Source organism: Henriciella mobilis, from assembly GCF_003576285.1.
GTDB classification, from domain to species: domain Bacteria; phylum Pseudomonadota; class Alphaproteobacteria; order Caulobacterales; family Hyphomonadaceae; genus Henriciella; species Henriciella mobilis.
The window spans coordinates 110,025-127,681 of the sequence record NZ_QWFX01000014.1; the positions used below are offsets into that span (position 1 = coordinate 110,025).

Below are 17,657 nucleotides of genomic sequence, written 5' to 3' on the forward strand. Positions count from 1 at the left end.
TCCTGAATGGACAGGATTCCTGCCCTACTGCCAACACGTCTTCCCCGGGATGGTGCGGTCGAGAGGACTCGAACCTCCACGGATTGCTCCACAGCGACCTCAACGCTGCGCGTCTACCAGTTCCGCCACGACCGCTAAGTCCCGTACGGGAAGAACGCGCGGTATAAGTGCGCAGGAAGGCTTTGTGAAGCCCTCCTTGCACCTCTATATGCGCAGAATGACAGATTTTCCTCCCGTCGAATGGGCCGTCAGCCCAGCGCCTGTGGATTACGAGGCCGCGCTGGCTTTCATGCAGCGCCGCGTGCAGGCGATCCGGGAGACGGGCGCACCGGAACTTGTCTGGCTTCTGGAGCATCCGCCGCTCTACACAGCTGGGACCAGCGCCAGGGCGGAAGACCTGAAGGATGCTGGCCGCTTCCCCGTCTACGAGGCGGGCCGCGGCGGGCAGTATACCTATCACGGCCCCGGCCAGCGCGTGGCCTATGTGATGCTCGATGTCGGCCAGCGCGGGCGCGATGTCCGCGATTTCGTGGCAAGGCTCGAAGCCTGGATCATCGAGGCGCTGGACCAGTTCAATGTAAAGGGCGAGATTCGCGACGGTCGCGTCGGCGTGTGGGTCGACCGCACCCAGCCGGGCGGCCCGTTGCGGGAAGACAAGATCGCCGCCATCGGCCTGCGCCTGAAACGCTGGGTCAGCTTCCACGGCATCAGCCTGAACGTGGAGCCGGACCTTTCCCACTTCACCGGCATCACGCCCTGCGGGATTTCCGAGGATGGATTGGGTGTCACCAGCCTCGTCGATCTCGGCCTGCCGGTGACGATGGACGATGCCGACGATGCGTTGAAAAAGGCGTTCCGGAAAGTCTTCCTGTCGGAAGTCGTGGACGCGCCTGCCCCGCTTAGCGAAGCTCAGGCTTCATAGGGACGCCGGTCGCCACTTTCCGCCTGCACGGCTTCTTTCTCGCCCGGATACCGCCCGAAATACGGCGCGCGGGCGACCCACATCAGGCTCCAGATCGCAATCGGCGCGCTGAGCAGGATCATGATCATCTGCATGGGGGGCAGCGCATTCTTCAGCACGAACTCGGCCTTCGGCGGCAATGGCTGTTCAAAGTTCATCATACCGCCCGGACCACCGGGACCACGGCGTCCCTGACCCTGCGCCTGGCTGGGTGCAGCTTCGCCATTGGCTTCAGCCTCCGCGGCCTTCTTCTCGGCTTCGGCTTTCGCCTTTTCCCGCTCTTCACGCTGCTTTGCGCGGAAGCCGTCCGGATCGGCCAGATAGTCCTGCCGCATCTCGAACCGCTTGTCATACTGGGCCGACTGCCCTTGCGCGGTCATCATGAAGACCGCCAGTCCAATAATGAGTGGAATCAGCGGGATGATCGCCAGCAGCGGCGTCTTTCCGGCATCTAGGAGTCGCCGCGAGTGGATGACATAGGAAATCAGCGTCGTGACGATGAACACCACCGGCGTCGCGAACAGCCCGAACTCACCAATCGGCTGGCCGTCCCCGCCGGCTGAATTGAAGATCAGAGCGATCGACCACGGCAGGATGATCACCAGCAGCTGCAGCATGAACAGCAAGGTCCAGGCCCGCGTGAAATGCAGGCGCGGCGACGTGCCCGTTGGATTGAACAGCGTCTGCAGCCAGTTCATGTTGGCTGGCAGCTCACGTTCATCCGTCAGCCAGGGGCGCTTTCGGTCAAGGGCAGTCGTGCTTGAGTCTGACATCCGGGTGGGCCTTCGCGTTCTTATCGAAAAACGCTTATACGCCCTTTTCCTAATTTATCAATAAACGATAAGAAAAATGTCAGCTGAACTCGTCATGCTCAGTTCCAGGCACCGGACCATGCTTGTTGGTGCGTGGCTCGGTCGCCAGCGAACCGACGATGAAGCCGACGATCGCATTGTTTGCGACAACAGTCATGATGGACAGCGGCAGCATGATTTCAGCCAGCCTTTCCTGCGCCTGCATGAAGACGTCGAACTCGCCCTGCGCCAGTCGTTCGGCCGCTTCTGCCTGGATGGCGCGGCCGGATTCTCCCAGAAACATCGGGCCCAGAATCATGCCTTCAATGAAACTGAGCACCAGGGTGCCGAGCCAGACGACGATCACCCACCACCCCGTCGTTCCGGCGTCGTGGAAGCGTTTGGCGTAGACGCAGATATAGGGATAGATCATCAGCAGCGAGACGATGCCGAACATCGTGCCGAGATAGACCGGCAGCGCCGTGACGATCACGGACGCGACAGTCAGCACAACCAGGCCCTGCCAGAACCTGTTCTTCAGGATCCGCCCTTGCGGGTTGAATAGTAGATTGCCCATGGCGTGTCTCCAGCGTCAGAAGGACAGACTACTACGATGTCCGAGGGAGGGGGACAATCGCCTCCTACTCGAATTCGACCATCACTTCGTCAGCTGCGACGCTGTCGCCGGCTGCGACATTGATCGCCTTCACCTTGCCGCTCGCTTCGGCGCGGATGATGTTCTGCATCTTCATCGCTTCGACGATGCAGACTGCCCCGCCCTCCTCGACGTCCATGCCGACCTCGACATCCATCGAGACGACAAGCCCTGGCATCGGCGAGATGACGAGCTTGGACGTGTCCGGCTTCGGCTTTTCTGGCAGACGGGCATGCAGCGCTGCCGTCATCGGCGTGCAGACCAGCGCCCGAACTGACACGCCGCGATGGCGGAAGACATAGCCTTCGGTCTTGTCGGAGAACTTCACTGCGAAGGATTCGCCGTCCAGCTGGCCTTCGAAGAGGTGGGTGCCCGGTTTCCAGTGCGTATAAAGCGTATGGTTGGTCCCATCGATAGCGATAGTGGCCTCATGGTCGCCCAGATCAAGCTCGATCTCATGATGGGTGTCGCCCAGGATGACGACCCAGTCCTTACGCTGTGGGCCGGGCTGGCTCATGCGGCCAGAGATCTTCTCGGCGCGTCGGGCGAAGACACCGTGCACATAAGCGGCGGCTGCGGTCAGGATCAGCGTCTGGTGGTCTGTCGGCTCGGTGCCGTTGAAGCCGTCGGGGAACTGTTCCTTGATGTAGTTCGTCGTGATGTCGCCGGAGCGGAAGCGCTCTTCGTCCATCACCGCGGCCACGAAGGGAATATTGTCCTGGATGCCCTCGATGTGGAAGCGGTCGAGCGCGGCGGCCTGGACGTCCAGCGCGTCGTCCCGCGTCTTGCCGTGCGTGACCAGCTTCGCGATCATCGGGTCGTAGAACATCGAGATCTCATCGCCCTCGCGCACGCCTGAATCCATCCGGACGGTCCCGCCCATGAGTGGGCCTTCCTCTGGCGGATGGAAGCGTTTCAGCCGGCCAATGGACGGCAGGAACTTGCGATAGGGGTCTTCGGCATAGACACGGCTCTCGACCGCCCAGCCATTGATCTTCAGGTCCTTCTGCTTGATCGCAAGCTTTTCGCCATAGGCGACGCGAAGCATCTGCTCGACCAGGTCGACGCCAGTGATCATTTCGGTCACCGGGTGCTCCACCTGCAGGCGGGTGTTCATTTCGAGGAAGTAGAAGCTCTTGTCGACGCCGGAGGCGACGAACTCGACCGTGCCGGCGCTGTCATAATTGACAGCCTTGGCCAGCGCGACAGCCTGCTCGCCCATCTTCTTGCGGGTTTCCTCGTCGAGCAGCGGGCTCGGCGCTTCCTCGATGACTTTCTGGTTGCGCCGCTGGATCGAGCATTCGCGTTCGAACAGGTAGACACAATTGCCATGCTTGTCGCCCATCACCTGGATTTCGACGTGGCGCGGGCTCTCGATGAACTTCTCGATGAAGATGCGATCATCGCCGAAGGAGGCCTTGGCTTCAGCCTTCACGGCCGGGAAGCCTTCCTCGACCTCCTTGTCATTGTAGGCAACACGAATGCCCTTGCCGCCGCCGCCCGCTGAAGCCTTGATCATGACGGGATAGCCAATGTCCTTCGAGACCTTCAGCGCTTCCTTGGTGTCCTCGATCAACCCCATATGGCCGGGGACCGTGGAGACGCCTGCTTCGGCCGCGAGGTTCTTGGAGCTGATCTTGTCGCCCATCGCCTCGATGGCGTGCGGGTTGGGACCGATAAAGGTGATGCCTTCCTTCTCGAGGCGCTTGGCGAAAGCCGGGTTTTCCGACAGGAAGCCGAAACCTGGATGGATCGCCTCGGCGCCCGTCTGCTTCACCGCATCGATGATCTTGTCCATGACAAGATAGGACTCAGCAGCCGGCGGCGGACCGATATGGACCGCTTCATCGGCCATTTCGACAGCCATGGAATCGGCATCGGCATCGGAATAGACGACGACGGTCTTCACGCCCAAACGCTTGCAGGTCTTGATGACCCGCACGGCGATCTCGCCGCGATTGGCGATCAGGATTTTCTTGAACATGACTGCCCCCTGAAACAGCAGCTACAAAACACTGGGTTGTGGCTTATCGCCCGCATGCGGCGCTGTCCATCAGCTGCCCTTGCGTCAGGCCGTTTAGTTTTCGCTTTCGGCCGCAGTGCTTAGTGATTGAGGCGCGGGCCCTTCGCGCTCGAGACTGGCCTCGAACATGCGGATCTTGCTGGATATCGAAACCAGGAAGGCCGTCGACCAGCCGATGAGCAGGAAACCGTTGGCCGATTCTGTCGCCCCGAGCATGCGCCAGGGATGGTCGGGGAGGACGTCGCCAAAGCCGACCGTCGTAAAGGACGAAATCGAGTAATAGAGCGCCTCGTAGACATTATCGAACGCGTTCACCCAGAGAAAGGCCGCCGTGTAGACCCAGATTTCCACTGCATGGAGCAGGAAAATCGAAAGCACGTAGACGATGATCGACATGCCCTGCCCGATCTTGGTTTCCAGGTGTGCTGGGTGAAACCGCTGCCGGCGCATGACAGCCGAGAGGCCGACCAGCCCTGCCAGATGAATCGCATTTGTGGTGATGACCAGAATGGCGGCGATGCCGAGGACAATCAGCATGTGTTATGCCGCGTCCATGGCCTGGGTCGCCTCCTTGAGACCGCGCGCGAACCCCGGCGCTTCGCTTTTCAGCAATTCGATAAGCGTGCGCTCTGCCGGACTGACCGACTTGTCCCAGCCCAACCGGCGCAGGAACCATTTGTCTTCTTCCTCGGTGACCTGCTTGCCGGCCTTGGCTGCGGCCTCCTTGGCCATGTAGCGCGCGCGGGCGGCCGCTTCCGGGTCATAGCTGACCTTGTCGAACCAGGCGCCGCTCGTGAAGGCATTGGCCATCTTGCCGAAAAAGCCGCCGACGCTGGCCTTGTTATCCTTGAGCCAAGCTTCGCGCGACAGTGCATCAGATTCGGTCTGCGGTTCGGGATGAGCGGCAGCGAGGAGGTGATTCAGGATGGCCTTGGCGAAGACATTGTTCCAGCTCTTGGCATTTGGCGCCTCGGCAATGGCGTCATTGGTCCGGAACAGGACCGTCGCCTCATCCCGGCTGACCCAGAGGCCTGAATCGCCGCCCGGTGCATGCAGGATGCGCCGCATCCGCTCACTCATGGCTTCGTCGGCAACACCATTCTTGATGATCCGGCGCGAAATCGCTTCGAGGCAGTAGTGCGAGAGGGATGCCGGCGCGCCCTCGGCATGGCGCAGCAGCGACAGCATCAGATCGATCTCGCTCGCTGTTTCGATATGCCCGTCGCGCCCGATTATGCCTATCAGCCAGCCGGCTTCCTCGTCTGTGATCCAGCCTTCGGGTGCTTCGCGCGTCAGCAGGAAGTCCTTTATCGCCTCGACAAAGCGCTCGACCCAGACCGGGTCGCGTTCTGCCAGCTGTTCGTTGAGGCGGAACAGCGCTTCGGCTTCCTGGCGGCTGACAACGCCGTCGCGGTAGACTTCGTTCACGATGCGCCGGGCTTCGGCTTCACTCATCTCGCCGAGATGAGAGACACGCGCCATCAGCAGCTGTATCTCGGTTTCCATATGCCCCCCGGGGAACGCAATGATCGGACTGTGCCGGGAAGCATTTCAGACATGGGTTTCCGGATCGTTAGCGCGCCCTGTGCCAGCCCGCCGCAGCGGGCCCTAGCGCATGCGGATGAACTTCGAGAACAGGTAAAGCAGGTCGCGCGGCATATCCGGGTTCATCAGCGCATCGACGGAATCATCTTTGCGGATCACCATGGCTGAGGAGCCCTCGTCATTGTCCACCCGGTGATAGTTCATCGACCATTCGGGAAAGGCGCGCTTGCCGACCGGCTCGCCAATGATGCGGGTCACGCCGAAATGGCGATCATCATTGACGATGCGGTCGTAGATCTCCTCGACTTCATTGCGATCGCCTTCCAGGGCCTGCATGAAGCTGCGGCCATTATGGGCAAGGAAGCCGGTGATGTAGCGTTCATCATTGTTCGACTGCGAGACGTTCAGAATATGATCGATATCGGCATCCGAAAGGCCGTCCACAGCCGTGCTGACATAGACGAGGCGGTACATGGGTCGAATTCTTTCCTGAGCATGAGGCGACAGTGCACTCCGCGTGCATACCCCTCACCGTCACATTACGTCTCAAGGCCCCCGCCAGTGCAAGGGATTACCAGCTTTACGTGTGATATCTGTTTCCCGAACGTTCTTGCCGTGCATTGGGAAGGCTGAGGACCACTCCAAAACAGGGCTGAGCGCGATCCATCTGAGGCGCGTGCGCACCGGAACGGCATCAATCCAGCAAACCGGCTGCACCAGCGCCCGCAGCGTCCGTTGGGACGTGCGGCTTGTCTGTCTTGATCCCGTATCGGCGCTAGCGCGCCTCACATGGATCGGGCTCAGGGAGTCTTTGGTTTTGATCCCCGCTTCGCGATGGATCGGGCTCAGGGCTGTTTGAAACATCAGTCCGCATGGTGAGCGAAGTCGGACCACGCGGACGGGAGGTCAGCTCGAATCCAGAAAGGCCGGTCCAGCGGCGGTACAATTCGGGTCCGATTCCGGTACGAGAACAGTCCAATTCCAGTATGATTCCAGTCTGGCGTCCAAAGCTGCCAGAAACCCGCCCGGCGCGAGTCGCACCCACGGCGCACGCGGTGCGAAATTGGTCCAGTCATCCGGGTCCGGCCGGTCGCCGGCAAGCTGAAGCGTGATCACCAGCCGCCCGTTCGGGAGCACGGCGACACCCAGCATGCCAACCGGGTTCGCGGCCCGGTAAGCGCGGTAATACCGCTCGAACCGCCAGACTTCGAGGAAGAAGACCGGCCAGGTGTAGAGCGGCAGCAAGGCCAACGTTTCAAGAATCCAGGCACGGGTCAGCATGGCCCGAATTGGAGCATGGGTTTTGTGGGGGTGGGAAACTTTTCAGAGTTTCCCGCGGAAATCCGCCGTCCCCGTAGATACCTGCTTTCGCGGGCATCTGCGGCAAGCGTGGCGATCCCCTCACCCCTGTCCCTCTCCCCGTGGGAGAGGGGGAAGGCGTCGTGCCCCCTTCCGGATCAGGCCGGTTCGGCGATAGCAGCGGGACAGTAGGATTTCAGATAGTCCTCATGCGCCGGCAGGCCGTTCGCGGTGCGGTTCACATTCTCGATAATGTAATCGAGGAATTTGGTGATCTCGGCTTCGCTCATCACGTCGGCCACCGGATGATGGGTCTCGGGCATCAGTCCCTGGCCGAGCATCACCTGCGTCCAGGAGTTCTCGGCAAACAGCTCGTCATTGGCGCGGAAGACCCGCCCCGTCTCGCGGAAAAGGCGCATGCGGTGCGCGAGGCTTTCAGGGATCTCCATCGACCGGACATGGCGCCAGAACGGCGTGTCGGTGCGGTTGGTCAGGTGATAGTGCAGGATGATGAAGTCGCGGATATGGTCGGTCTCATAGGCCGTCTGCGCGTTGAATTCATCGACATCGGGCTGGTGCACGCCATGTTGCGGGAACATCCGCATCAGCCGCATGACGGAGCGCTGGATAAGGTGGATGCTGGTCGATTCAAGCGGCTCGATGAAGCCGCTCGAGAGGCCGATGGCGATACAGTTGCGGTGCCAGTGCTGACGGCGCATGCCGGTCCGGAAGCGCAGCACGCGCGGCTCTGTAAGCGGGCGCCCTTCAATGTCGTTCAGCAGCTTCGCCTGCGCCTCATCATCGCTCATATACTTGCTGCAATAGACCGTGCCATTGCCGGTGCGGTGCTGCAGCGGAATCTGCCAGCGCCAGCCCGCCTCATGTGCGATGGAGCGGGTATAAGGCCGCGGCGCGCGCACGGATTCCGTCTGCACGGCAATCGCCCGGTCGCACGGCAGCCAGTGCGTCCAGTCATCATAGCCGACCCCCAGCGCGCCCTCGATCAGCAGCGCCCGGAAGCCTGTGCAATCGACGAACAGGTCGCCGTCCAGCTCCGCGCCATCGTCAAGGACAAGGCTGGCAATGTCGCCATTGGCGGCCCGGCGGACCTCGGCAATCCGGCCTTCGCGGCGTTTCACACCGTGGCGTTCGGCGATCTCGCGCAGGAAGCCGGCATAGGCCGTTGCGTCGATATGGTAGGCATAGTTGAGGCCGAGGTCCGGCAGGTGGGCAAACCGGTCCTTCTCCGCGGCGATGAGTTCGAGGCAATAGTCGCCGAACTCCTTGGCGACGCCCAGTTCGCGGCCGCGGTGCCAGAAATGCTGGAAGCCAGCCGTCCAGTGATCCTTGCCCGTAATCCCGAAGGAGTGGATGTAGCGGTGATTGAGGTCGGTCCAGTTCTCGAAGGCGATGCCGAGCTTGAATGTGCCCTTCACCGCGCTCATCCATTTGGCCTCATCCAGCCCGATCAGCCGGTTATAGGTCACCAGCGTCGGGATGGTCGCCTCACCCACGCCGACCGTGCCGATGGCGTCGGATTCGACCAGCGTGACATCGCAAACCTTCTCCAGCACCTTGCCCAGCGCCGCTGCCGTCATCCAGCCGGCAGTCCCGCCGCCAGCGATAATGACCTTCTGTTTTGCCTGTCCGTCTTTCATCACGCTCACCGGTTCAGCCGTTCTCTTAGGAAAGCCCGCACGCGGGCCGCGACACTGCTTGTCACGGGGCCCATGATACCGCGGGCGTGGGTCGGGATATGCTCGCTTTCGGACCCGTCCGTATCGAAGACATAGTGCTCGAACATATGTTTCCAGATCCGCTTCTCGTCCGGCGGCAGGTCGCGGAGGGTCATCATCGCGTGGTTCAGCACATCCTGCGGCGTGCCGAGATGCGCCGGGCTGGTGCGCCACCAGTAATTGACGAGGATGTTCACGCTGCCACTCGCCTCGACATGGTGCCACCACATGGACGGGATGAAGATCGCGTCGCCGGGGTACAGGTCTGCGATCTGGGCGGTCTTCACCGCCTGTTCGAACTTCGGGAAACGCTCAAGGTCGGGCTCGGCGAAATCGACCAGGCTGACGGGCCGTCCGGCCGGCGTCAGCTCGAACGGGCCGACATAGAGATTGGGCGTCTGGTCCGGCGGAAACAGGGTGAAGCGCCGCTTGCCGGCGGCCACGCAGGCAATGTTGAGCGGCAGGTCATTATGGGCGGCAACGCGCGTGCGCGTACCGATCCAGACGCTGCGCAGCGGCGCAAGATCGCCGAAGTCGACATCGTTCTCATTGCGAAAGCCGGGCATCACCTCATCGACATCGGTCGAGGCGAGATAGATGAGCGGCGGCGGGTCGGCCGGGCCGTACTTGAATACCCGGTCGAGGAACATGGTGAAGGTCGCATTGCCGCGATCGACATTCATGCCGGTGAAGCTGTCATTGTAGAACAGGCGGCCATCGAGCTCTGCCGGGCCGGCTGAAATCGGCACGACGGCGCCCTTGTCGAAGCGATTCATATAGGCCTGAAGCGCCGTATCGGATGTCCGGGCCGCATCGACCACGGGCCAGTCATCGACGAAGCCGCGCAGGATCACCGGGACCTGCGAGGCCGTGATCTCGTCAATGGCCGCATCCTTGCGGTGGCAGCGCACCTCACGGACACGCTGGACCTGGTCGAATATGCCGGTGCGATCTGTTGTGCAGATCATCGCTTACTCCCTTCAGCCCTTCTTACAGCATTGGATCAGCCAGCAACACCTGCCCGGCTGACCCTGATGTCATGGAAGGGAAGACACCCGCCAGCCCGGAGGCCGGCGGGTGCAAAGAGACGGATCAGAAGGTGTACCGCGCGCCGATATTGTACCTCGAGCCCGTCTGGGTCGCGAAGTTCACATAGGCGGGGGTGCGGCCAACCGTCCGGCTGGTCTCGTCGGTCACGTTGATCCCTTCCACGAAGAGGGTCACGCCGTCATAGACTTCATAACTGACATTGAAGTCGATCTGGCCGTAATCCTCGACATAGAGCGGATTGTTGGGCGTGCCGCTGACACCGACGGTCGAGGTCAGGAACTTGTCGCGCCAATTGTACGCGATCCGCGCCTGGAGACCGTCCTTGTCGTAGAAACCGATCAGGTTGTAGCTGTCCGACAGGCCGGTGACCGCAAATTGCGGGTCGCCGCTCGAGGGCACCTGGTTGTTGTCGAACGCAACATCGCCATCAACGATCGTATAGTTCGCGATGAAGCCGAAGCCGCTGTCACCGAAGAAGTGCTGCCAGGCAAATTCCCAGCCATCGATGGTGGCGTCTTCCTGGTTGACCGGCGTCGCGATGTCGAAGGTCAGCAGCGGATCCTCACCCGGAACACCGAAGATGTTACCGGTGAAGTTGCCACTGGAATCGGTTCCCGTGATCTCGAAGGTCGAGGGGTCCGCATTTTCGAAGATCCACTGGCGGATCGCTCCGATATCGTCACCGACCGCGGCGACCGCCGCGTTGTACCGCTCACCGCCGAAGGGCGTGTAGACCTCGAACGGTGTCTGGGTGACGACACCCGAACCGATAAAGTTCTCGACATCCTTGCGGAAGTAGCCGGCCGACACATAGGAGCCGAGATCGTTGTAGTACCACTCGGCGGAGAGGTCGAAGTTCTCCGACAGGAACGGCCTCAGATTGGTGTTGCCATTGGTGCCGTTACCGCCATCGACGCGGAAGATCTGCGCCACCGACAGGCCACCGGCAATGTCGGCATAGCCAGGCCGCGTGAGCGTCTTGCTATAGGAGGCCCGCAGGACGACATCGTCGCGCGGCTCAAGCCGGAAGTCGATCGCCGGCAGCCAGTAGTCATACTCGCCGGTGAATTCCTGAACGACGACATTGTCCGGATTGTCCAGCCCGATCAGGCCGAACTCGTTGGCGGCAACCCATTGGGTACCGGTCGGAGTCGTGACCTGCGATGGCGAGGTGATGTCGGTCTTCTCGTAGCGAAGGCCCGCCGTGATGTTGGCCGGCATCAGGCCGATGTCGAAATCCTTGCTGACCTCGAAGAAGCCGGCATAGCTTTCTTCCTCGATGCGGCGGTCGATCAGGAAGTCGTCGGAACGGCAGACGCCGTCGCCGCCGCACGCCTCGTTGAACGGATCGCCAGCGCTGTCGATGATGTCGACCATGCGGTCGAAATCGAAGACGAAGAACTCCTTCTGGGTCTGCCCGGCACCGCTGAACTGGTCGAAGTTCTCAGCGATGTTGACGCGCTTGAAGATGTCGTCCGGCAGGTCGTCCGCCGTACCGACGCCGCCCCAGGTATCGCGCTGGGCATTGGCAAAGGCCGAACGGACCTTGTTGTTGGTCGCCGAGACGCCGAAGTCGACGCTGTCGATGAACCGGTCGAGCTCATAACGGCCATTGAGCTGGAACTGGTCGATTTCGGTCTTGATGTAGCTGTTGGAGAAGACCGAGCCAGTGGAGATCATCCGAGATGGGTCGATCCCGGTGAACGGATCCTGGAATCCGATCTCCAGCACAGGGATGTCCTTGGTGAAGTCGACCGCCTGCGTGCGCAGCTCGAAATCCGCCGTCGAGATGACAGAGCTGGTGCCGTACGGGCTGTCCTGACCGTTCTCGGCGCTCGAGGAGTGGGCGTCGAAGGTAAAGCTCAGGCGGTCGGTGGCCTGCCAGTCGAGATTGAGGCCGATGGACTGGTTCTCAGCCTTCGTGGCGTATTTCGCCCCGCCCATGGAAAGGTCGGTGCCCAGATCGCCAAAGTCCTCATTGTAGAAGAGCGGGCTTGCGATCGGCCCGTCCGTCCAGCCGCTCGTCACGTCGCCATGATTGAACCAGACCGACATGTCGGACCGCTCGGTCGCGACCTTGTTCTGGGTGTAGAAATAGTCGAGCGTCGCGGTGAAGTTCGAATTCGGGCTGTACTGGAACGTCGCCTGCCCATTGATCCGTTCACGGTTCACATTGGTCAGGCTGTAGTTCACGTTCTGCGGGGTCGAATAGATATCATTCGGACCCGGACGGTTCGTGACCTGCGTATCGTTCGGCGGCTGCGGGAGCGTACCCCAATTGTTTTCCGCGCCAAGAAACGCCCCACGCCAGCCGCTTGTCGTGCCGACCTGGGCGAAACCGGAATCGCGCTCCTGATAACTGCCGACCAGCGCAACGCCGAACTTGTCGTCACCAAAGGTGTTCGAGAAGATGCCCGAGATTTCCGGCGTCAGTTCGGTGTCGCCGAGATTGGTGACCGAGTTGTCGTAAACGCCCTTCGCGCCAACCGAATAGCGCAGGCCCGGCGCATCGAGCGGGCGGGCCGTCTTGATGTTCAGCGTCGAGCCGATACCGCCGGTCGGGATCGAGGCGAGGCCGGTCTTGTAGACCTCGACCGCCGCAATGCCTTCGGAGGCAAGATTGCCGAAGTCAAAACTGCGCGACGAAGGCGCGCCGCCTTCAAGGAAGGCTGTCGGCATCTGCCGGCCGTTCAGCAGGACGAGGTTGAAGCCCGGGCCGAAGCCACGGACAGTCACTTCGCTGCCTTCGCCGTTCTGGCGGTTGATCGACACACCCGTGATCCGCTGAAGCGACTCCGCGAGGTTCGTATCGGGGAACTTGCCCATGTCCTCATTGGTGATCGCGTCGACAACGCCCTGGGCGTTGCGCTTGATGTCGGTCGCCTCGACGAGGCTTCCGCGAATGCCTTCGACGACGACGACGTCCTGGCGAAGGTCTTCGCCCTCCTCGTCGGCCTCCTGGGCATGCGCCGAGTGGGCCAGTGCCAGCGCCGATGCGCTGCCGAGGAGCGCCAGGGATACCTGGCGCCATGTAAACAGTCCTGAATGTCTCACTTTCTTCCTCCCAGTAGACTTCGTGGATTCGTTGCTGATTGTTTTCACCGGGCCTGCACCTCCCAGGGCCCCTTTGGCGTGCCAGCCCACGCCTGCCGGTCGAAACAGGACAGCCCCGTTTCGAGATCACCTGCGCACTGCTCGACCTTCACCCAGTCCACGAGCAGTTCGGCCGGAAACGAGTCCGGATCGAAGCCTGCTTCATTGGATTTTTCAGGCAGGTTCCCGCCCGCAGCGAGGTTGAGCATGAGATAGAAAGGCTGGTCGAATGGTGCGTAGGGCCGGCCGTCCGCATTGGCGGAGCCGGTGTACCAGTCATCGGCGTCGAGGCGCATGAACACCTCGCCATCGACAAGCCATTGCATTTCGCCCGCGCCCCATTCGAGTGTGTAGACACGCCACTCATCGGCCGGGCTTTCAGGCGTTTCGCCTGGTGTTTTCAGGAAAAGGTAGGTGTTGTCGGGCGGCACGTCCCCGAAATGGGCGGCGCCGGATGTGCGGTTTTCGATGCCGGTCGGACAGTCCTCGCAAGGCGTGCCGAGATTGACTGCCTCCATGATGTCGATCTCACCCGAAAGCGGCCAGCGGCCATAGATGCTCGCCGAGGGCATCATCCAGAAGGCGGGCCATGTGCCCTGCCCTTCCGGCAGCTTCATGCGCGCCGAGAAACGGCCATAGGTCCAGTCGGCCAGGCCGCGCGTGCGGATCTTCCCGGAGGTGTAGGGCTGCTCGCGCTCCTCGCTGCCATGCTGGTCGGCGCGCAGCGGGCCGGTATAGGTCTCTTTCCGGGCGATCAGGCGCAGGATGCCGTCCTCGACCTGGATATTGGCCGGACGGTCGGTGTAGCACTGGCGTTCATTATTGCCGCCGCCCCAGCACGACTCCTCAGGCGCCCAACGCTCGCGGTCGAGGGAGTCGCCATCGAAATCATCAAACCAGACCGTCTCCCAGTGCGGCGTGCCTGCAGCGCCCGCCGGGCCAGCTTCGGTTTCCGGCGTGGACGGCGCGGCTGCGCACGCAGCCAGTGCGATGGCTGCGGAACTGCAAAGTCCGGCTACTGAATAATTGCGCATACGACTCCGCCCCTTTTGGGGTCTGGTTACTCCCTTGATTGCACCGTTAAGGCGGCGGGCAGGCCATACAACGCTGGTGCGGTGAAGCGTCTGCGCCGTGCGACAAATGGGAAGCTAGGGCGGAGAAACCGGGCGCAAACCCGCCTACCTGCCTGATAAAAAAGACTGCGGCAGGCTTTCGCCGCCGCAGTCACTCAACCACCTGCCAGGAGGATTTGCCTATTCGGAGGCGGGCCGGGGTTGATAGTCGATCTGCTGGGTGAGGCTCGCTGCGGATGATCCGCCAACGTACAGGTCAATCAGGCCGGCCTCGACCAGGAACTCGCCCCGGCCATTATAGAAGCCAAGCTCATCGGGACCGAGCGTGAAGGCGACCTCGCGCGCCTCGCCCGGCGCCAGAGCGATTTTCTGGAAGCCCTTCAGCTCCCGCACGGGCCGGGCGACGCTGGCGGCGCGGTCATGAATGTAGAGCTGCACGACGTCCTCGCCTGCCACTTCGCCGGTGTTCGTCACGGTCAGGCTGACGGCGACCTCGCTTCCGTCGGCCGCGACGCTTAGGCCTGAATAGTCGAAATCGGTGTAGCTGAGGCCATGACCGAACGGATAGAGCGGGCTGTTCTCCTCGTCGATGTAGTGCGACCAGAAGACTTCCGGGATTTCGTCCGGGCGGCCGGTGCTGAGATGATTGTAATAAAGCGGCAGCTGGCCGACCGAACGCGGGAAGCTCATCGGCAGCTTGCCGCTCGGATTGTAGGCGCCGGTCAGCACATTGGTCAGTGCGTGTCCACTCTCGCTGCCAAGGTGCCAGGCCTGCACGATCGAGGGGACATTCTCGTCGGCCCAGTTGAGCACAAGCGGGCGTCCGCTCATCACGACGAGGATGACGTTCTCATTGGCCGCGTGAACCGCTTCGAGCAGCTCCTGCTGGACGCCCGGGAAATCGAGCCGCGTGCGGCTGCGCCCCTCGCCGGACTGGCGGGCATCTTCGCCAAGGACGATCACGACCTTGTCGGCCGTGCGCGCTGCCTCGACCGCCGCGTCGAAGCCGGAGCGGTCATCGGTATTCACGACGACCGGGTTGGCGAAACCGGCGTCGCCGATCTCCAGATCCGCGCCTTTTTCATAGACAAAGTCGAGCCCGGCAGCCTCGAAGCCCTCGACCACTGAGACGGCGGAATGCGCCTCGGCCATGCCGCGCCAGTTGCCGAGCGGGGTGTCCTTGTCGCCGGCCAGCGCACCGATCAGGGCGATGCGCTCGCCTTGCTTGAGCGGCAGCAGGCTCGGCTCGTTCTTCAGAAGGACAACAGACCGCTCAGCCATGCGGCGCGCCGCATCGAGGTGTTCCGGCGCCAGCAGGACCTGCTCGGCGCGCGCTTCATCGATATAGCGGTAAGGGTCGTCGAACAGGCCAAGCTCGGCCTTCACACGCAGCACGCGGCGCACGGCATCATCGACCAGGCTTTCAGGCACCTCGCCGCGCTCGACCAGGCCGGCAAGGTGCTGGGCGTAGACATTGCTTTCCATGTCCATGTCGGAACCGGCGAGAATGGCCAGTTTCGCGGCCTCTTCCCCGTCCGCGGCAAAGCCGTGATCGATCATCTCGACGCCCGAGCCCCAGTCGGAAATGATAAAGCCGTCAAAGCCCCATTCGTCTTTCAGGATGTCGCGCTGGAGATAGGCGTCGCCAGTGGCGGGAATGCCGTTCAGGACATTGAAGGCGTTCATAACCGTGCGGGCATCGGCGCGCTCAATAGCGGCCTTGAAGGGCGGCAGGACGATGTTGAACAGGGTCACCGTGCCGATATCCACCGTGTTGTAGTCCCGCCCGGCCTCGGCGAAGCCGTAAGCGGCGAAATGCTTCACCGTGGAGACGATGGTATCGGGCGCAGACAGGTCCTCGCCCTGGAAGCCGCGCACGCGGGCGACTGCGATTTCAGAACCGAGATAGGGGTCTTCCCCCGCGCCTTCCATGACCCGGCCCCAACGCGCATCGCGCGAGATGTCAGCCATGGGCGCGAAGGTCCAGTGCAGGCCGTCGGCCGCGGCTTCTCTCGCGGCGATGCGGGCGGTCTCCTCCATCATGGCAAGATCCCAGCTCGCGGCTTCGGCGAGCGGCAGCGGGAAGCTGGTGCGGTAGCCATGGACGACGTCGAAGCCGAATATGACGGGAATGCCGAGGCGCGATTCCTCGACTGCGTATTCCTGGATCGTGCGGATATCGTCGAGGCCGATGACGTTCAGCATCGAGCCGACCGTCCCGGAACGGACCATGTCCATCTTCTGGCGCTGGGTCTCGTCGTCGGGGAGCGGGCCGGTCGTATCGCCGACATCGGAATACTGGGTCAGCTGCCCGACCTTTTCTTCCAGCGTCATCTCGGCGATCAGCGCCTCGATGTGCTGGTCTGCCGACACCTTGTCCTTGGCCTGCGCGGCGCAGGATGAGATCACGACGGACATTGCGGCCATGCCCAGCCAGCCAGCGATGGGTTTCACGACGATACCTCCCGGTTATTGCGGGTTTCAGACACCCTTTTGGAGGGTATTCAACGAAACCGGCTCCGGTCGGCAACTGCCTGCGCGCCGTGTCGCCCGCTTCCTGCGGCGAATGGGATCAGGACACGGCCAGAAGGGCGCGTTCTCAGATTCCGTCGACCAGTTTCTGGACCACGTCCCTGTAGCTGCGGCTGGCGCGAACGGTGATGTCATTGTCCAGGAGAATCTGCGCCTCACCCTTCTGCATCATCCTGATTTCGCGGATATGCGGCACCGAGATGATCGCCGAGCGGTGCACGCGGACAAAGACGTCCGCAGGCAGCTCATTCTCCAGCAGCTTGATCGGCCGGCGGACCGCCGCCTCCTTCTCTTCGGTGTGAAGCAGGGAATAGTCGCCTGCCGCCTCGATCCAGATGACGTCTTCCTGCGGAATGAAATAGAACCGGCCGGCATCCCTGATCCGCAGCATGGAGAGCTGGTCAGCGCGGGTGCCCTCCTCCTCCGGCACGGTATCCAGCTCACTCTCCGCGATCAGGCGATGAAGCCGCTCGGCCTTCTCGACTGCCTTCGAAACGCGGTTCGGATCGAGCGGTTTCAGGATGTAGTCGATCGCATCGATACCGAAGGCCTCGACGGCGTACTCCGGATGGGCTGTTGCGAAAACAAGCAGCGGCTTCGGGTCAGCGAGGATCCCGGCGGCCGCTTCCACGCCGCTCAGCTCGGGCATCTCGATATCGAAGACGGCCAGGTCGATACCGCCGGCATTGATCCGCTCGACCGCTTCGCGCGCCGAGGCGAAGGCGCCCTCGACAGCGATGCTTCCGGTATCGAGCAGCATCGCTTTCATCAGTTCCAGCGCGGGCGCCTCGTCATCGCAGATGATCGTTCTGAGCATGGTCTTGCGGTCCTCGGGCCGGCAGGTTTGAGCATGGAATTTATCGCATCGGCTTGATCGGAACACCATTTTCAATGTCATT

14 protein-coding genes and 1 tRNA gene are annotated in these 17,657 nt (G+C 62.1%); 1 reads left to right on the plus strand and 14 read right to left on the minus strand.

The window, feature by feature from the left end:
• Positions 1–50: 50 nt before the first annotated feature.
• Positions 51–135, minus strand: a tRNA-Leu gene (locus D1223_RS15020).
• Between the two features lie 82 nt (positions 136–217).
• Here D1223_RS15020 and lipB point away from each other — a divergent pair.
• The gene (lipB, locus tag D1223_RS15025; protein WP_233353199.1) at positions 218–922 is read left to right on the plus strand and encodes a lipoyl(octanoyl) transferase LipB; all 705 of its coding nucleotides are present in this window, start codon (positions 218–220) and stop codon (positions 920–922) included.
• On the opposite strand, the gene D1223_RS15030 is transcribed toward lipB, so the two are convergent.
• From D1223_RS15030 to D1223_RS18760, 13 genes are all read right to left on the minus strand, one after another.
• Positions 910–1,734 carry a DUF805 domain-containing protein gene (locus D1223_RS15030; protein ID WP_119377255.1) on the minus strand — a complete coding sequence of 275 codons (825 nt, stop codon included), beginning with the start codon at positions 1,732–1,734 and terminating at the stop codon, positions 910–912. The two genes, lipB and D1223_RS15030, sit on opposite strands and share 13 nt — an antisense overlap.
• Positions 1,735–1,813: 79 nt before the next feature.
• On the minus strand, positions 1,814–2,329 hold the full coding sequence (locus D1223_RS15035; protein ID WP_119377256.1) for a DUF805 domain-containing protein: 516 nt from the start codon (positions 2,327–2,329) through the stop codon (positions 1,814–1,816).
• 64 nt (positions 2,330–2,393) lie between these two features.
• Positions 2,394–4,391 carry an acetyl-CoA carboxylase biotin carboxylase subunit gene (locus tag D1223_RS15040; RefSeq protein WP_119377257.1) on the minus strand — a complete coding sequence of 666 codons (1,998 nt, stop codon included), beginning with the start codon at positions 4,389–4,391 and terminating at the stop codon, positions 2,394–2,396.
• A gap of 93 nt (positions 4,392–4,484) precedes the next feature.
• Entirely contained in the window at positions 4,485–4,967 is a 483-nt protein-coding gene (locus D1223_RS15045) for a potassium channel family protein (protein WP_119377258.1), read from the minus strand.
• Positions 4,968–4,970: 3 nt separating this feature from the next.
• Positions 4,971–5,936, minus strand: coding sequence for a hypothetical protein (locus D1223_RS15050; RefSeq protein WP_119377259.1), 966 nt, complete (start codon positions 5,934–5,936; stop codon positions 4,971–4,973).
• 102 nt (positions 5,937–6,038) lie between these two features.
• Entirely contained in the window at positions 6,039–6,449 is a 411-nt protein-coding gene (locus D1223_RS15055; protein WP_119377260.1) for a BLUF domain-containing protein, read from the minus strand.
• A 432-nt stretch (positions 6,450–6,881) separates the two neighbouring features.
• Positions 6,882–7,256, minus strand: coding sequence for a hypothetical protein (locus D1223_RS15060; protein ID WP_119377261.1), 375 nt, complete (start codon positions 7,254–7,256; stop codon positions 6,882–6,884).
• Between the two features lie 176 nt (positions 7,257–7,432).
• The gene (locus D1223_RS15065) at positions 7,433–8,932 is read right to left on the minus strand and encodes a tryptophan halogenase family protein (RefSeq protein WP_119377262.1); all 1,500 of its coding nucleotides are present in this window, start codon (positions 8,930–8,932) and stop codon (positions 7,433–7,435) included.
• A 5-nt stretch (positions 8,933–8,937) separates the two neighbouring features.
• Positions 8,938–9,978, minus strand: coding sequence for a cupin-like domain-containing protein (locus D1223_RS15070; protein WP_119377263.1), 1,041 nt, complete (start codon positions 9,976–9,978; stop codon positions 8,938–8,940).
• Between the two features lie 124 nt (positions 9,979–10,102).
• The gene (locus D1223_RS15075; protein ID WP_119377264.1) at positions 10,103–13,114 is read right to left on the minus strand and encodes a TonB-dependent receptor; all 3,012 of its coding nucleotides are present in this window, start codon (positions 13,112–13,114) and stop codon (positions 10,103–10,105) included.
• 44 nt (positions 13,115–13,158) lie between these two features.
• Positions 13,159–14,187: a glycoside hydrolase family 16 protein gene (locus D1223_RS15080; protein WP_119377265.1), complete on the minus strand. Its 1,029-nt coding sequence runs from the start codon at positions 14,185–14,187 to the stop codon at positions 13,159–13,161.
• Between the two features lie 219 nt (positions 14,188–14,406).
• Positions 14,407–16,680 (minus strand): beta-glucosidase BglX, encoded by a 2,274-nt coding sequence (bglX, locus tag D1223_RS15085; RefSeq protein ID WP_233353200.1) that lies wholly within the window; start codon positions 16,678–16,680, stop codon positions 14,407–14,409.
• Positions 16,681–16,825: 145 nt separating this feature from the next.
• Positions 16,826–17,575, minus strand: a complete 750-nt coding sequence (locus D1223_RS18760; protein ID WP_158586609.1) for a LytR/AlgR family response regulator transcription factor — start codon at positions 17,573–17,575, stop codon at positions 16,826–16,828.
• Between the last annotated feature and the right edge of the window lie 82 nt (positions 17,576–17,657).

Bases quoted from the DNA above. Each gene is read 5' to 3' on its own strand.
- D1223_RS15040 (WP_119377257.1), bottom strand. From the start codon at position 4,391: ATGTTCAAGAAAATCCTGATCGCCAATCGCGGCGAGATCGCCGTGCGG.
- D1223_RS18760 (WP_158586609.1), bottom strand. From the start codon at position 17,575: ATGCTCAGAACGATCATCTGCGATGACGAGGCGCCCGCGCTGGAACTG.
- D1223_RS15080 (WP_119377265.1), bottom strand. From the start codon at position 14,187: ATGCGCAATTATTCAGTAGCCGGACTTTGCAGTTCCGCAGCCATCGCA.
- D1223_RS15050 (WP_119377259.1), bottom strand. From the start codon at position 5,936: ATGGAAACCGAGATACAGCTGCTGATGGCGCGTGTCTCTCATCTCGGC.
- D1223_RS15065 (WP_119377262.1), bottom strand. From the start codon at position 8,932: ATGAAAGACGGACAGGCAAAACAGAAGGTCATTATCGCTGGCGGCGGG.
- D1223_RS15070 (WP_119377263.1), bottom strand. From the start codon at position 9,978: ATGATCTGCACAACAGATCGCACCGGCATATTCGACCAGGTCCAGCGT.
- D1223_RS15045 (WP_119377258.1), bottom strand. From the start codon at position 4,967: ATGCTGATTGTCCTCGGCATCGCCGCCATTCTGGTCATCACCACAAAT.
- D1223_RS15035 (WP_119377256.1), bottom strand. From the start codon at position 2,329: ATGGGCAATCTACTATTCAACCCGCAAGGGCGGATCCTGAAGAACAGG.
- lipB (WP_233353199.1), top strand. From the start codon at position 218: ATGACAGATTTTCCTCCCGTCGAATGGGCCGTCAGCCCAGCGCCTGTG.
- D1223_RS15030 (WP_119377255.1), bottom strand. From the start codon at position 1,734: ATGTCAGACTCAAGCACGACTGCCCTTGACCGAAAGCGCCCCTGGCTG.
- D1223_RS15055 (WP_119377260.1), bottom strand. From the start codon at position 6,449: ATGTACCGCCTCGTCTATGTCAGCACGGCTGTGGACGGCCTTTCGGAT.
- D1223_RS15060 (WP_119377261.1), bottom strand. From the start codon at position 7,256: ATGCTGACCCGTGCCTGGATTCTTGAAACGTTGGCCTTGCTGCCGCTC.